Source organism: Teichococcus oryzae, from assembly GCF_008386565.1.
GTDB classification, from domain to species: domain Bacteria; phylum Pseudomonadota; class Alphaproteobacteria; order Acetobacterales; family Acetobacteraceae; genus Pseudoroseomonas; species Pseudoroseomonas oryzae.
Genome location: NZ_VUKA01000006.1, coordinates 49643 through 63677 on the forward strand (window position 1 = coordinate 49643; position 14035 = coordinate 63677).

General features: G+C 71.0%; 16 protein-coding genes. 5 read left to right on the forward strand and 11 right to left on the reverse strand.

Translation table 11 applies throughout. The features are described 5' to 3' along the window. The first annotated feature begins 29 nt into the window (after positions 1–29). The 3 genes from F0Q34_RS13170 (at position 30) to F0Q34_RS13180 (ending at position 3596) form a co-directional block, all read left to right on the forward strand. Positions 30–1748, forward strand: a complete 1719-nt coding sequence (locus F0Q34_RS13170) for a dihydroxy-acid dehydratase (protein WP_149812690.1) — start codon at positions 30–32, stop codon at positions 1746–1748. Between the two features lie 190 nt (positions 1749–1938). Then, positions 1939–2253, forward strand: coding sequence for a quaternary ammonium compound efflux SMR transporter SugE (gene sugE / locus F0Q34_RS13175; RefSeq protein WP_149812691.1), 315 nt, complete (start codon positions 1939–1941; stop codon positions 2251–2253). 68 nt (positions 2254–2321) lie between these two features. Continuing rightward, positions 2322–3596, forward strand: coding sequence for a M20 family metallo-hydrolase (locus F0Q34_RS13180; RefSeq protein ID WP_149812692.1), 1275 nt, complete (start codon positions 2322–2324; stop codon positions 3594–3596). A 52-nt stretch (positions 3597–3648) separates the two neighbouring features. Here the strand turns inward: F0Q34_RS13180 and F0Q34_RS13185 are convergent, their stop codons facing one another. From F0Q34_RS13185 to F0Q34_RS13200, 4 genes are all read right to left on the reverse strand, one after another. Then, positions 3649–4107, reverse strand: a complete 459-nt coding sequence (locus F0Q34_RS13185; protein WP_149812693.1) for a MarR family winged helix-turn-helix transcriptional regulator — start codon at positions 4105–4107, stop codon at positions 3649–3651. A 57-nt stretch (positions 4108–4164) separates the two neighbouring features. Beyond that, complete coding sequence (locus tag F0Q34_RS13190) at positions 4165–4743, reverse strand: YcbK family protein (RefSeq protein ID WP_149812694.1); 579 nt, start codon at positions 4741–4743, stop codon at positions 4165–4167. Between the two features lie 394 nt (positions 4744–5137). Next, positions 5138–5662 (reverse strand): YceD family protein, encoded by a 525-nt coding sequence (locus tag F0Q34_RS13195; protein WP_149812695.1) that lies wholly within the window; start codon positions 5660–5662, stop codon positions 5138–5140. Next, positions 5659–6213, reverse strand: a complete 555-nt coding sequence (locus tag F0Q34_RS13200; protein WP_149812696.1) for a ubiquinol-cytochrome C chaperone family protein — start codon at positions 6211–6213, stop codon at positions 5659–5661. Before F0Q34_RS13200 ends, F0Q34_RS13195 begins: the two co-directional genes overlap by 4 nt. Before the next feature lie 200 nt (positions 6214–6413). On the opposite strand from F0Q34_RS13200, the gene F0Q34_RS13205 reads away from it, so the two are divergent. Both F0Q34_RS13205 and F0Q34_RS13210 read left to right on the forward strand, forming a co-directional pair. Continuing rightward, positions 6414–6968, forward strand: coding sequence for an outer membrane protein assembly factor BamE (locus F0Q34_RS13205; protein WP_241665473.1), 555 nt, complete (start codon positions 6414–6416; stop codon positions 6966–6968). Between the two features lie 160 nt (positions 6969–7128). Further along, the gene (locus F0Q34_RS13210; protein WP_149812697.1) at positions 7129–8340 is read left to right on the forward strand and encodes an MFS transporter; all 1212 of its coding nucleotides are present in this window, start codon (positions 7129–7131) and stop codon (positions 8338–8340) included. Positions 8341–8445: 105 nt separating this feature from the next. On the opposite strand, the gene thiL is transcribed toward F0Q34_RS13210, so the two are convergent. The 7 genes from thiL to F0Q34_RS13245 form a co-directional block, all read right to left on the reverse strand. After that, entirely contained in the window at positions 8446–9411 is a 966-nt protein-coding gene (gene thiL, locus F0Q34_RS13215; protein WP_149812698.1) for a thiamine-phosphate kinase, read from the reverse strand. 143 nt (positions 9412–9554) lie between these two features. Continuing rightward, positions 9555–10049: a transcription antitermination factor NusB gene (gene nusB / locus F0Q34_RS13220; protein WP_149812699.1), complete on the reverse strand. Its 495-nt coding sequence runs from the start codon at positions 10047–10049 to the stop codon at positions 9555–9557. Further along, positions 10046–10528, reverse strand: a complete 483-nt coding sequence (ribH, locus tag F0Q34_RS13225) for a 6,7-dimethyl-8-ribityllumazine synthase (RefSeq protein ID WP_149812700.1) — start codon at positions 10526–10528, stop codon at positions 10046–10048. Before ribH ends, nusB begins: the two co-directional genes overlap by 4 nt. Positions 10529–10538: 10 nt before the next feature. Next, a complete protein-coding gene (gene ribB / locus F0Q34_RS13230) occupies positions 10539–11663 on the reverse strand; it encodes a 3,4-dihydroxy-2-butanone-4-phosphate synthase (protein ID WP_149812701.1) in 1125 nt (374 codons plus the stop codon). Then, complete coding sequence (locus F0Q34_RS13235) at positions 11660–12292, reverse strand: riboflavin synthase (protein WP_149812702.1); 633 nt, start codon at positions 12290–12292, stop codon at positions 11660–11662. Before F0Q34_RS13235 ends, ribB begins: the two co-directional genes overlap by 4 nt. Then, a complete protein-coding gene (gene ribD, locus F0Q34_RS13240; protein ID WP_241665474.1) occupies positions 12293–13447 on the reverse strand; it encodes a bifunctional diaminohydroxyphosphoribosylaminopyrimidine deaminase/5-amino-6-(5-phosphoribosylamino)uracil reductase RibD in 1155 nt (384 codons plus the stop codon). Next, positions 13444–14034 (reverse strand): GNAT family N-acetyltransferase, encoded by a 591-nt coding sequence (locus F0Q34_RS13245; protein WP_161600875.1) that lies wholly within the window; start codon positions 14032–14034, stop codon positions 13444–13446. Before F0Q34_RS13245 ends, ribD begins: the two co-directional genes overlap by 4 nt. Position 14035: the final 1 nt, after the last annotated feature.

The window sequence follows — 14035 nt, forward strand, 5'->3', positions numbered from 1 at the left end:
CCAGAACAACCCTGAAGGACGCCCTGCCCGTGACCGATGCCCCCAAGGATGCCCCGATCGGCCTGAACCGTGGCCTGACCAATTACGGCGACACCGATTTCGCCCGCTACCTGCGCCTGTCCATGGCCCGCTCCATGGGCCTTTCCTCCTCGCTTCTGAAGAAGCCGGTGATTGGCATCGCCGCCACCTTCTCCGAGTTCAACAACTGCCACCGCGGCGTTCCCGACCTCGTTGAGGCGGTGAAGCGCGGCGTGCTGGCCGCGGGCGGCCTGCCGCGCGAGTTCCCGACCATCTCGCTCGGCGAGCCCTTCCTGAACCCGACCGCCCTGGTGTTCCGCAACCTGATGGCCATGGACACCGAGGAGATGGTGCGCGGCCAGCCCATGGATGCCGTGGTGCTGGTGGGCGGCTGCGACAAGACGGTGCCGGCGCAGCTGATGGGCGCCGTCTCCGCCGACGTGCCGGCCATCCAGGTGGTGACCGGGCCGATGTCCACCGGGCGCTGGCGCGGCGAGCGCCTCGGCGCCTGCACCGATTGCCGCCGCTTCTGGGGCAAGTTCCGCGCCGGCGAGATCGACGCGGAGACGGTGGAGGAGATCGAGGGCAACCTGGCCACCACCGCCGGCACCTGCGCGGTGATGGGCACCGCCTCCACCATGGCCTCCCTGGCCGAGGCGCTGGGCATGATGCTGCCGGGCACCGCCGCCATCCCCGCCGTGCATGCCGACCGCATCCGTGCCGCCGAGGCCTCCGGCGCCGCCGCCATGATGCTGGCGGCCAAGGACATCCGGCCGTCCCAGATCGTGACCGAGAAGTCGGTAGAGAACGCGCTGCGCGTGCTGCTGGCGATCGGCGGCTCCACCAACGCCATCATCCACCTGACGGCCATCGCTGGTCGGGCCGGCATCAAGATCGACCTGAACCGCCTCAACACCCTGTCCGACGAGACGCCGGTGCTGGTGGACCTGAAGCCCACCGGCCCCTTCTACATGGAGGACCTCCACGCGGCGGGCGGCATCGGTGCCGTGCTGCGCGAGCTGCGGCCCATGCTGCATCTCGACGTCATGACTGTCAGCGGCCAGACCCTGGGCGAGCGGCTGGATGCCGAGCCCGGCTATGTGGACCGCGCCGTGGTGCGCGCGCGGGAGGAGCCGTTGCAGCCGCAGGGCGGGCTGGTCGCGCTGTTCGGGTCGCTCGCGCCGCGCGGCGCCATCCTGAAGCGCGCCGCTGCCGATCCGTCGCTGTTCGAGAAGGAAGGCCGCGCCGTCGTGTTCTCCTCGCTGGAGGATCTGGCGGCGCGGATCGACGATCCGGATCTCGACGTGCAGCCCGAGGATTTCATGGTGCTGCAGAATGCCGGGCCGCTGTCCCAATCCGGCATGCCCGAGGCCGGCTACCTGCCGATCCCGGGCAAGCTGGCGCGGGCGGGGGTGAAGGACATGGTGCGGATCTCGGATGCCCGCATGTCCGGCACCGCCTATGGCACCATCGTGCTGCATGTCGCGCCGGATGCAGCCTCGGGCGGGCCACTCGGGCTGGTCCGCAACGGCGACCGCATCCGCCTTTCCGTCAAGGAGCGGCGCATCGACCTGCTGGTGGCGGAGGACGAACTGGAACGGCGGCGCGAAACGCAGCCCGACACCTCGGCCAAGGCGAAGCGCGGCTATGCGCGGCTTTACCGTGAACAGGTGCTGCAGGCGGATGAAGGCTGCGACCTCGCCTTCCTGCGGGCCGATCCGGAGGGCTGAGGCCGAAGGAGGCGCCATCGCCAGCGCCTCCGCCTGATCCCATGGGGCGGGGCTTGGCCCCGCCCTGCCGGGCCGCCCCTTCACCGCCGCGCCGGCCCGCCCTATATCGGGCCAGCCGGAAGGACGACCTTCCCTCGCACAGGCAACCCGGCCGGGACGACCCGCCATGCTTTCGGGGAGTCCCGCATCCATGGCCTGGATCTACCTTTTCCTGGCTGGCCTGCTTGAAATCGGCTGGGCGGTCGGCCTGAAATACACCCATGGCTTCACGCGCCTGGTTCCCAGCCTGCTGACCGGGGCCAGCATGATCGCCAGCCTCGGCCTGCTCGGCATCGCGCTGCGCAGCCTGCCGCTCGGCACGGCCTATGCCATCTGGACCGGCATTGGCACGCTGGGCACGGCCATTCTCGGCATCCTGCTGTTCGGCGAGGCGGCGACGGCCGCCCGGCTCGCCTGCATCGGGCTGATCGTTTGCGGCATCGTCGGACTGAAGCTGGCCGCGTAAACTTCTTTGCTTCGGCATGGCATGATGCCAGGAGGGAACCTGTCGCCACGCCCGCCAGGACCCATGCCATGCCCGGACCCGCCGCACCCGCCTTTGTTGTGGACCAGGAGCGGCATTGGTCGCGCCTGATGCAGATGGCCGAGCTGGGCGCCATACCGGGCCCTGCCCCGGAGGACCGGGGCGTGAACCGCGCCTGCCTGACCCCGCTGGACCGCGCGGCGCGGCGCCTGCTGATCGGCTGGGCGGAAGCGGCCGGCCTGTCCGTCAGCATTGACGAGATCGGCAACCTGTTCCTGCGGCATGAGGGCGGCGATCCCGGTGCCGCGCCGGTGCTGACCGGCAGCCACATGGACACCCAGCCCAATGGCGGCCGCTTCGACGGCATCTGGGGCGTGCTCGCGGCGTTCGAGGCCGTGCAGTCCATCCGGGAGGCCGGCATCGCCACCCGCCGCCCGATCGAGGTGGTGGCCTGGACCAATGAGGAAGGCGGCCGCTTCGCCCCTGGCTGCATGGGCAGCATGGCCTGGGCCGGCGCGCAGCCCGCGACGGCCTGGGACGCCGTCACCGACACCGCCGGCATCAGCTTCCGCCAGGCCCTCGACGAGCATCTGGCGGCCGAGGCCGACCTGCCGCGCCGTGCCCTGGGCCCGGCGGGCCGGCCGCCGCATGCCTATGTGGAGGCGCATATCGAGCAAGGCCCCCTGCTGGAGTCGGATGGGCTCGATATCGGCATCGTCACCGGCATCCAGGGCAGCCGCTGGTTCGGCGTGGAGATCCGCGGCAAGACCGACCATGCCGGCACCGCGCCGCTGCGGCTGCGGCAGGACGCGGTGCAGGACATGGTGCGCGCCATCACGGCGCTGAACCGGCTCACCCATGACCCGGCCGATGTGCTGCGCTTCACCGTCGGCAAGGTCGAGGTGCTGCCCAACAGTTCCAACACCGTGGCCGACACGGCGCGCTTCTCGATCGACCTGCGGCATCCCGACGCGGCGGTGCTGACGGCGCGCGGCGATGCCGTCGCCGGCGTGGTGCAGGCGGCGATGCGGCATTGCCGCGCCACGGTGCAGGAACGTTTCAACGCCCTGCCCACCACCTTCCCGCCTCTGGTGCCGGATGCGGTGGAACGCGCGGCGGCGGCGCAGGGATTGCGCGCCCGGCGCCTGGCCTCGGGCGCCTTCCATGATGCGCAGTTCCTGGTGCCTGTCTGCCCGGCCGGCATGATCTTCGTGCCCAGCCGAGGCGGGATCAGCCATCACCCGGCGGAATACACCAGCCCCGAGCAACTCGCCGCCGGCACTCGCGTGCTCACCGCCACCCTGCTGGACCTGGCGCGGGACTGAAAACGGGAGCGAAGGAAAAACGGCCGGCAGTTTCGCTGGATCGAAGCCAGGGCTAGGGCGTGCCGATCTTCCGGGCATGAAGGCGTTGCTCCAGGCGGGACAGCACGGCGGAACAGGCGTCCAGCTCGCTATCCGGCAACCCATCCAGCAAGGCTGCCTCGGCCGCGCTCAAACGCGCCTCGATCCTCGCCGCGGCGGCGCGGCCTTCCGGGGTCAGCACCAGGCGGCGTGCGCGGCGGTCGCCCGCATCCATTTCCCGCCGGACCAGCCCGGCCGCGCCCAGATTGTCCAGCAGGCGAACCAGGCTGGGGCCTTCGATGGCCATTGCCGCCGCCAGGTCCTTCTGCCGCAATCCTTCGCCGGAACGGTGCAGGCCGATCAGGGCGCGCCACCCGGAATCGGGGAAGGTGTCCTTCTGGATTTCCGCATCAACCGCCTGGCGCCACAGCCGCGCCAGTCGCAGCAGCCGCAGGCCGAAGGCTGTCCGCCTGTCAGCCGCTTCCATTCGCATCAGTATCGATCGGTTCCCAATCAATGAACCCGCAAGAACCAGGCAACGGGCATCAGGCTACCAGCGGCGCGGTGGGCCGCAATCCAGGTGCACGAAGCCATCGCGGCGGTAGAGGCCGACCCCCCCAACCTGCATCTCCGCCGCCAGCCGTGCCACGCCATAGGCATTCGAGCCGGGCAGGCGGAAATCGGCGGCCATGCCGGACATGTGGAGGCTGACCTCGGACACACGGCTGGTGCGGAGGGCGCTGTTGTGCTCCGGCGTGCGGTAGCCGCTGGAGATCTGGTAGAATTCCGTGTTGCCCAGGCCCTCGGCGACAACATGCAGCACGTCGAACAGCCGCGGGTCCATCGGTGTCACCTCGGCGGCGGACAGGTCGCGAAACACCCAATCCAGCTTGTGCAGCGCTTCCCGGTCGTAGCGGCCATCCCGGAAATAAACCCCGTCGAAGCTGTCTTCCGTCGCCACGCGCTGCACCCGCAGGCTGCGCAGCGGCGGCAGCGGCGGCTGCGCCCGCGCCGTGCCAGGCACCGCGCTGCAGGCCAGCAGGCCAAGCCCGGCGGTGATGATCTCACGCCGGCCCATCATGGCCGGATCGCAGCAGGGGCAGGTGTCGGGATGGGATCGGCGGAACATCACTCGGTCATGGTTGTTGAGGGGATGGCGACGATGCGGATGGCAAGGCGCGCCGCACTGGCCGGGGCCTGCGGTCCATGGGCGGCGGCAATGGCGGAACAGGCGCCTGCCCGCCTTGGGCCGGCGGCGTCCCATCCTTCAGAAGCGAGCAATAGCCGCAATCACCCCTCCTTCACCAGAACGGCCAGGTAGAACAACCGAGTTTCAGCAGGCCAGGTCGACGCCGTAACACCGGTAGCGCGGCTGTTCTGGTGATCGCAGTTGCCCGGGCATTGCGGCCGCATGGCACGCCGGCACCCGCCGCACGGCATCCTAATGCGCCGCCCGGCAGCCCGCCAGCGTTAAAGCAACTTGTCGGCCCCGCCCGCAAAGCCACTGATTATCATGGTTGAATTTAGCGCGGCGCTTTGCCGCCCTTAAGGATGGCGAAGGGGCTGGGCCGCGGCGCCTCCGCTTCCTCGGCGGAGCCTGCCAGCTCCGCCGGCAGCTCCGCGCCCGGTGCGCGGGGGTAAGGGTCCAGCGCCAGGGAAAGCTGCTCGGCCAGTGCCTCGCCCAGTTCCATGATGCCGTCCTCGGTCGGGATCTCGTCCGGGCCGTCGGGGTCGTCGCCGGGCTCCTCGCCGCGCGGCAGGAAGCGCAGATCCACCGGCTCCCGCACCGATTGCGCCACCGGCTCCAGCGTCACCACGCAGCTTTGCACCACCGCGGCCTCCAGGGTGCCGCGCACCCGCACGGTGCCCCCCGGCTCCGGCCGCAACTCCAGCTCGGCCTGCAGCCGCTCAACCGCCGGGATGCCGAACCGCTTCGCCAGGGCGGCGCATTCCTCGGGGGTGGCGAAAAGGCTGCGGCTGCGTCCCTCCGGCGGCACGGCGGCAAATGGAAGGGGGCGCGGGAACTCGGCTTCGGGGATCAGGGTCATGCGGGCACCTCCTCCGGCGCGGGAAAATGGGCCTCGCCCCGCAGCAGCGCATCCAGCGGCAGCCTGGTCAATGCGGCATCGGCGGCGAGCGAAAGGGCCGCGAGGCGCCGCGGCTCCGGCGCCTCGGGCGGCAGGGTGCCGCGCCAGACATTGCGGGCCAGCGCCGTGGCCAGGGCGGCGGCGTCCCTGGCCTGCAGCGGTGCCTCATAGGCCTGGGCGCGGCCATGGAAGGCTTCCCACATGTTCTTCACCCGGCGGGCGATGGACATGTCCCCCACCCCCATTTCGCGCAGATTGTGATCCATGTCGGCGAACATGGCGTCGAACACGGCCTGGGCGATCGACGGGCCACGCGGGTCCGGGTCGCGATGGAGGCGGCGGATCAGCAGCGCCACATGCAGGCCGATCAGGTCGAACCGGCCATCCAGCGTGTCGGGCACCGAAAGATCGGTGAAGAAGCCGGGATGGCGGGCCGCGCGCACGGCGGCGCCATAAAGCTCGAAGCCCAGCCGCCGATGCGGCTGGCGACGGAACAGGCCGAACAAGGCCATGGCGGGACAGGCTCCTCTGGGTCCGCCGGTATGCGGCCGCTGGTTGACCCCGCTGCGGGGCGGTGGCAATCGACCGTGCAGATGGACCGCAAGCCCATCCGGGTCAATCCGGCGGAACCGCTTGCGCGCCACGCCGCCAAGGCCCGGAGGGGCCGCAGGGCGGGAAACTGGATATCAGCCTCAGGATTTCGGTGCACACCGTGAGCTTCAGCGTCCTTCCCCGCCGCGAAACCACCCCGTGCCGGCCCGGCCATGTGGCACGCCATCCCACCGCCCGCTTGCGGGCCGGCCTGTTGGCCCTGGTCCTGGCAGTGCCGCTGGCCGGCTGCTCCGTGTTCCAGGCCCGCCCGGTACAGCACGGCAACAAGGCCGACCCCGACCTTCTGGCACAGCTGGTGCCCGGCGTGCAGACCCAGGCGGACGTGCAGGCGCTGCTGGGCTCCCCCAGCGCCACCGGCACCTTCGACCCCGGCACCTGGTACTACATCTCCTCGGTCAGCCGCATGCAGCCGGGCAGCAACCCTTCCAGCGAGAAGGAGCGCGTGGTGGTGATGCGGTTCGACGAAGGCGGCGTGCTGCGCGACATCGAGCAGCGCGGGTCGGACACCATGCGGGATGTCAGCATCGTGGATCGCACCACTCCCGTGCCGGGAACGGAGCGAACCCTGCTGCAATCGCTGTTCGGCAATATCGGCCGCGTCGGCGCCGGCGGCCTGGGCTCCGAGCAGGGACCGGGCAGCGGCCCCGGGCGTTAAGGCGGCTGGAGAAGCGGCAGGCTTCCGCGCGCGGCTGCGCACGGCCGGGACCGGCACGCTCCGGCCGTGCGTCGAAACCCGCCGGCTGTGGCCCCGCGCCGAAGCTCGCAGGCGGTTTGCCGGCTTGGCCACAGCCCGGAAAATCCGCTTATAAGATGCAATGAACAAGGAAACGTCCCCTACCCTGCCTGCGGCCATGGCCCAGGAACGGGGCAATGTTGTGCGCCTCGCCATCGCCCAGGCCCTGGCAGGCGCCAATGCGACCATCGTTTTCGCGACCGGCTCGATCGTCGGCAACACGCTCGCACCCGATAAGGCGCTGGCCACCCTGCCGATCACCGTATTTGTCGTGGGCATGGCGGCCAGCACCCTGCCGACCGGCGCCGTGGCGCACCGTTATGGCCGTCGCGCCGCTTTCCTTCTTGGAACGGGGTGCGGCATCCTCGCCGGGCTGCTCGGCGCGCTGGCGGTGCTGCTGGCGTCATTCTGGATCTTCTGCGGCGCGACGTTCTTTGCCGGCGTTTATGCCGCCGTCGTGCTGACGTTCCGATTCGCCGCCGCCGACTGCGTGCCGCCCGAACGCCGTGCCCGGGCGATTTCCACCGTCATGGCAGGCGGCGTGTTCGCGGGCGTGATCGGGCCGCAGCTGGTGACCTACACCATGGATATCTGGCCGCCCTTCCTGTTCGCCGCGACCTATCTCGCCCAGGCCGGCGTGGCCGTGCTGTGCGCCTTCATCCTGCTGAAGGTGAGGCTGCCGGTTCCAAAGCCCTCGGAAACCGGCCGCGGCCGCCCCATGGCCGAGATCATCCGCCAGCCGCGCTTCATCAGCGCCGTTATCGCCGGCGTCGTTTCCTACACAATCATGAACCTCATCATGACCTCCGCCCCGCTGGCGATGCGGCTTTGCGGCATCTCGCAGGAGAACGCCAATCTCGGCCTGCAATGGCATGTGATCGCCATGTATGGGCCATCCTTCGTGACGGGGCGGGTGATCTCACGCTTCGGCGCACCCCGGGTGGTGGCGGCCGGCCTGATCCTGCTCGCCCTGGCGGCGGTGGTCGGCATCAGCGGCATCAGCGTCGGCCATTTCTGGTTTTCCCTGATCCTGCTCGGCCTTGGCTGGAATTTCGGCTTTGTCGGGGCCTCGGCCATGGTGGTGGAATGCCATCGCCCCGAGGAGCGGACACAGGTCCAGAGCCTGAACGACTTCCTGATCTTCGGTCTGATGGTGGTCGGCTCCCTCGCCTCGGGCGGGTTGCTCAACACCTATGGCTGGGAAATCGTCTGCTGGGTATCCTTTCCGCCGCTGCTGGTTGCCCTGGCGACGTTGTGGATTGTCCGGTCCAGGCCGGTGCCAGCCGTTTCCTGAGACGGGTCCCGACCGGAATGCGTCATCCGATCGGGTGAGGATGCTTCGGGAAACAAGGAAGCGGAGCGGCTGGCCCCTTCGCCCCGGAGGAGTCGCGGGACAGCGTCAGAAGTGGCTCCAGCCGCTCCGGCCAAGCGGAATCTCGGCGCCCGCCCCGTCGCGCAGGGTCACCGCCGGCTCGCCCGGCACCAGGTGGCCGATCCGCGCCACCGCCGTTCCGCAGGCTTCGGCGCGGCGGGCGATCTCCGCCGCCGCCCCGGCGGGAGCAGCGAACAGCAGCTCATAGTCATCGCCGCCGGTCAGCAATTCCGGCAGGCCATCGGGGTGGGATCGCAGCCAGGAAGCAGCCGCGGCGGAAAGCGGCACGGCATCCGCCTTCAACACGCCGCCACAGCGGGAAGCGCGGCACAGATGGCCCAGATCCTGCGCCAGCCCGTCCGACACGTCCATCGCCGCCGTGGCCAGGCCGACCAGCGCCTGTCCCAGCGCCAGGCGCGGCTGCGGCAACTGGTACCGCCCGGCGAGGTAATCCCCCGGATCGGTGACCAGCCCCCGGCGCGCCTGGAGGCCCAACGCACCGTCACCGATGCTGCCCGACACCCACAGATCCTGCCCGGCGGCCGCGCCATCCCGCCGCAGCGCGGTGCCGGGTGCCACATGTCCGAGGATCGTCAGCGAGAGGCTGACCGGACCCGTGGTGGACACCGTGTCCCCGCCCAGGATCGCCAGCCCGAACTCCCGCTGGTCCATGGCCAGCCCGGCGGCGAAGCCGGCCAGCCAGGCCGCGTCATAGCCCCGCGGCAAGGCCACTGTCAGCAGGTAGCCGAGCGGTGCCGCGCCCATGGCGGCCAGATCGGACAGGTTGGTGCGCAGCAATTTCCGGCCCACCGTTTCCGGCGGATCGTCGGACAGGAAATGCACGTTCTCCACCATGGCATCCGCGGCCAGAACAAGCTCCCGGCCGGGCGGCGGCCGCAGCAGGGCGGCGTCATCTGCGAGATTCAGCGCGCCCGGATCGGCGAGCGGGCGGAAATGGCGATCAATCAGATCGAATTCAGGCGGCAGCGTCATGCGGCGCAGTTTGCGCCGGGCGCCGCCGCCGCGCCATGGGGCAGCGGCGCCCCGGGCCTCGCCCGCGCTTCAGGAACGGGCCGCGCCGACCGGCTCCCGCCGGCAGGTTGCGCCCAGGCCGGGAAGCGGCCGGGGCCTTGTTCTCAGCGCTGGAACTCCGTGGCGCGCAGCGACCGCGCCATGGCATCCAGCACGCCATTGGCGAAGCGCGGCTCCTCGCCGCCGAAGAAGCCGTGGGCGATGTCCATGTATTCGTTGATCACCACCTTGGCCGGCGGCTGGCTGCCCGAGGACAGCTCGAACGCCGCGGAACGCAGCAAGGCGCGCAGCACGGGATCAAGCCGCGCCACCGTCCAGTTTTCCGCAAGATGGCCGCCGATGATGGCATCCAGCGCCTCGGCCTGGCGTGCCACGCCGCGCACCACGCCGGCGAACAGCGGCACATCGGCCTGCGGCACCCGGCCATCCTCGAAGCCGCCGGCATCGGGGCCGATGCGGTGGCGGACGAACTGGTCAATCACCGCTTCGGCGGCTTCGCCGGATTGCTCGCTCTGGAACAAGGCCTGGATGGCCGCGACGCGGGAGCCGGTGCGCGGGCGGCCCGGCCCCGGGCGCTTCTGGATCTGGGCGGCGCTCATCGGGCGGCTCCCCAGCGGCGGGCGAGCAGGATCTGCCCGAGCAGCGCATGCGCCGCCTCGCCCCCCTTGTTGTGGCGGTCCTCGGCGGAGCGCGCCTCGGCCTGGGCCAGGGTTTCCACCGTCAGCAGGCCGAAGCCGAGCGGGACGCCGGTTTCGCCGCTGATGTCCATCACGCCCTGGCAGACCGCCTCGCAGATGAACTGGTAATGGTCGGTCTCGCCCTTCACCACGCAGCCATGCAGCAGGAAGCCGTCCCAGCCGCCATGGCGGATCGCCATGCGCAGCGCCGCCGGCAACTCGAAGGCGCCCGCGACATCGACCACCTCCAGCGTGGCACCCGCCTCGCCAAGGACGCGCTCGGCGCCACGCCGCATGCCGGACACCACGTTCTCATAGTAGGGCGCCTGGATCAGCAGGATGCGCGGCGGCGGGCCGGGAATGGCGGGGGTGGCGCGCTCCGGCGCGTCGATCGTGCTCATCGGATGATACTCATTCGGGGCCTTGCTCGATCGGGCGGGATTCGGCCACGGTCAGCCCGTAGCCCTCCAGCCCGACAATGGCCTTGGGGTGGTTGGTCAACAGGATCATCTCGCGCACGCCGAGATCGGCGAGGATCTGCGCGCCGATGCCATAATCCCGCAGCTCCGGCGGCTCAATCCGGGCGCGGCCGGCGCGCACCCGCTCGGACAGGGCGGTGGCCTTGACGTCGCGGATCAGCACCACGACGCCGCGTCCGGCGGCCTCGATCTGCCGCATGCAGGATTGCAGCTCGCGCGGGCCCTCGGTGCCGATGATGTCGGAGAACAGGTTGACGGCGTGCATGCGCGCCATCACCGGGCCGGGGCGGTGCAGGTCGCCCTTCACCAGCGCCACATGCTCTCCGTATTCCAGCGCGTTGGCATAGACGACGACGCGCCATTCGCTGCCCTGCGCCTCGATGCGGCCTTCCTCGACGCGCTTCACCACCCGCTCCGTGCGGCGGCGATGCGCGATCAGGTCGGCGATGGTGCCGAGCTTCAGGCCGTGATGCTGGGCGAAGGCCACCAGGTCCGGCATCCGGGCCATGGTGCCGTCCTCGTTCATGATCTCGCAGATCACGCCGGCGGGGTTCAGCCCGGCGAGGCGGGAGAAATCCACCGCCGCCTCGGTATGGCCGGCGCGCACCAGCGTGCCGCCTTCCCGCGCAACCAGCGGGAAGACATGGCCGGGGGTAACGATCTCCTCGCGCTTCGCTTCCGGGTTGATGGCCACCGCCACGGTGCGCGCCCGGTCGGCGGCGGAGATGCCGGTGGTCACGCCGTCCCGCGCCTCGATCGAGACGGTGAAGGCGGTCTGGTGGCGGGTGCCGTTGGACTGCGCCATCAAGGGCAGGCCGAGCTGCTCGACCCGCGCCTTGGTCATGGCCAGGCAGATCAGGCCGCGCGCGTGGCGCGCCATGAAGTTGATCGCGTCCGGCGTGGCGAACTGCGCCGGGATCACCAGGTCGCCCTCGTTCTCGCGGTCCTCGTCATCCACCAGGATGAACATGCGGCCGCGCCGCGCTTCCTCCAGCAATTCCTCGGTCGGGCTGATGAACTCGGCGAAGGAGGTCCGGGTCTGCAACGCGCTGCTCATGCCTTCGTACCCCCGAGGTTGAATTGCCGCAGCCGGGCAACGTAACGCGCCAGCATGTCGATCTCGATATTCACCCGCGCCCCCGGGCGCAGGTCGCCAAGCGTGGTGACGGATGCGGTGTGCGGAATGACGTTGACGCCAAAGCCGCTGCCCTCGACCTCGTTCACCGTGAGCGACACGCCCTCGATGGTGATCGACCCCTTGGGTGCGACAAAGGGCGCGAGCCCCTCCGGCAACCGGAACCACAACCGCAGGGAGCCGTTCTCCGGCGTTGCCGACAGCAACTCCGCCACGCCATCCACATGGCCCGAAACGACGTGGCCGCCCATCTCGTCGCCCATCCGCAGGGCCCGTTCCAGGTTGATGCGGCTGTCCTGCCGCCACGCGCCAAGCGTCGTCTTTGACAGGGTTTCCGCCGAAACCTCGACAATGAAGCGATCCGCCTCCAGCGCGATCACCGTCAGGCAGCAGCCGGAACAGGCGATGGAGGCGCCGATCGCCGCGCCTTCCAGCCAGCCGGCCGGTGTTTCAATGCCCAGGCGCATGTCGTGGCCGCGGCCGTCCTCCCCCGCGCCGATGGGCTCGATCGCGGCGACACGGCCGGTGGCGGTGATGATCCCGGTGAACATTCAGGCACGATCCCCAAGCGGCGCGGTGATGCTGACGAATTCGCTGAGCAGATCCGGCCCTGGCACGCTGAGGCCGGTGCGGCGATATCTGGGCATGCCGGCCAGCAACGCCAGCGGCAGCGCGTCCACGGCGGGCCAACCGTCCCCGCCCATTACCGCCGGCGCATGGAACCAGGCCAGCCGGTCCACCAGCCCCGCGCGCAGCAGGCCGGCAGCCAGCGCCGCGCCGCCCTCGGCCAGGATGCGGGTCAGGCCGCGCGCCGACAGGGCGCGCAGCAGGGCCGGCATGTCGAGCCCCGGCCCATCCGCCGATGCAGGCACTTCCACGATTTCGGCGCCCACCTTCCGCAGCCGCTCCAGCACGGCTTCGGGGTGGCCGGGCCGCGTCGCGATCCAGACCGGGCCGCCGCCCTGGAACATGCGCGCGCCGGGCGGCACGCGCAGCCGCGCATCCGCCACCACCCGCACCGTCGGCACGGGGGCGAAGCCGGGGATGCGGCAGGAAAGATCCGGGTCATCCGCCAGCGCCGTGCCGCTGCCCACCAGCACGGCATCGTGCCGGCCCCGCAGCGCATGGGCCGCGCGGCGCGCGGCGGGGCCGGTGATCCACTGGCTTTCCCCGCCGCTGGTGGCGATGCGGCCATCCAGCGTGGTCGCCAGCTTCAGCGTGACCATCGGCAGGTTGTGGGACAGGCGCTTCAGGAAGCCTTCATTCACCGCTCGCGCCTCGTCCTCCAGCACGCCCACGGTGACGGCGATGCCGGCGGCGGCCATGCGCTCCAGCCCCGCCCCGTCCACGCGCGGGTCGGGGTCGCGCAGCGCCACCACCACCCGCGCGACGCCGGCGGCGATCAGCGCATCGGTGCAGGGCGGCGTGCGGCCCCAGTGGCAGCAAGGCTCCAGCGTCACATAGACGGTGGCACCCCTTGCCGCCGCGCCGGCCCGGCCCAGGGCTTCGGTCTCGGCATGCGGCCGCCCGCCCGGGGCGGTCCAGCCGCGCCCCACAACCAGGCCGTCGCGGACGATGACACAGCCGACGGAAGGGTTCGGCCAGGTGTTGCCCACGCCCCGCGCCGCAAGCGCCAGGGCCGCGCGCATATGCGCGACGTCCTGCGGCGTTGCTGGCGATGCCGGTGGCGCGGACAGGGTGCTCATGCGGCGTCGTGGTCCAGGGCGCAGTGCGCCACGGGCGGCAGGACCTTGGCCAGCACGCTGTGCGGCAGGGTGACGCCCAGCACCGGCTCCGCCCGGTGGCCGGCCGCCTGCAAGCCATAGCCGCGGCGGCGGAACAGGCCGAGGGCCCGCAGATGGCCGCTCGGCACCAGCACCCGCAGCGTGGCGACGCAGGACGCGGCCAGCGTCGCCTCCATGGCCGCCAGCAATGCGGAGCCGGCGCCCTGCCCCATCGCGGCCGGCGCCACCCAGAGGCCGGTCAGCCGCGCGATGGCAGCGCCGGGCTGGAGCGGCTCGGCCAGGATGCAGCCAAGCGGCTGCGACTTCGGCCCGGCCACCATCAGCGGGCCGCCAGCCGCGAAAAGCTCGGCGAAGCGCTCGGCATGGGCCTGGGGACGCAGCCCGGCTGGCAGCAACGCCGCCGCGCCCTGCGCGAAGGACGCAGCCGCCAAAGCCGCCAGCGCCGCGTGGTCGCGTGCCCTGGCGGCGCGAACAGGGATGGCACCGCCGGGAAAGGAGACGGCGGAAAGCCCCGCGCCGGCCAGCGCCGCGGGATGGAAGAGCTTCACC

Coding starts and splice junctions, on each gene's coding strand:
- sugE (WP_149812691.1), top strand. CDS start 1,939: ATGGCCTGGATCTACCTTTTCCTGGCTGGCCTGCTTGAAATCGGCTGG.
- F0Q34_RS13180 (WP_149812692.1), top strand. CDS start 2,322: ATGCCCGGACCCGCCGCACCCGCCTTTGTTGTGGACCAGGAGCGGCAT.
- F0Q34_RS13185 (WP_149812693.1), bottom strand. CDS start 4,107: ATGCGAATGGAAGCGGCTGACAGGCGGACAGCCTTCGGCCTGCGGCTG.
- F0Q34_RS13190 (WP_149812694.1), bottom strand. CDS start 4,743: ATGTTCCGCCGATCCCATCCCGACACCTGCCCCTGCTGCGATCCGGCC.
- F0Q34_RS13195 (WP_149812695.1), bottom strand. CDS start 5,662: ATGACCCTGATCCCCGAAGCCGAGTTCCCGCGCCCCCTTCCATTTGCC.
- F0Q34_RS13200 (WP_149812696.1), bottom strand. CDS start 6,213: ATGGCCTTGTTCGGCCTGTTCCGTCGCCAGCCGCATCGGCGGCTGGGC.
- F0Q34_RS13210 (WP_149812697.1), top strand. CDS start 7,129: ATGAACAAGGAAACGTCCCCTACCCTGCCTGCGGCCATGGCCCAGGAA.
- thiL (WP_149812698.1), bottom strand. CDS start 9,411: ATGACGCTGCCGCCTGAATTCGATCTGATTGATCGCCATTTCCGCCCG.
- nusB (WP_149812699.1), bottom strand. CDS start 10,049: ATGAGCGCCGCCCAGATCCAGAAGCGCCCGGGGCCGGGCCGCCCGCGC.
- ribH (WP_149812700.1), bottom strand. CDS start 10,528: ATGAGCACGATCGACGCGCCGGAGCGCGCCACCCCCGCCATTCCCGGC.
- ribB (WP_149812701.1), bottom strand. CDS start 11,663: ATGAGCAGCGCGTTGCAGACCCGGACCTCCTTCGCCGAGTTCATCAGC.
- F0Q34_RS13235 (WP_149812702.1), bottom strand. CDS start 12,292: ATGTTCACCGGGATCATCACCGCCACCGGCCGTGTCGCCGCGATCGAG.
- ribD (WP_241665474.1), bottom strand. CDS start 13,447: ATGAGCACCCTGTCCGCGCCACCGGCATCGCCAGCAACGCCGCAGGAC.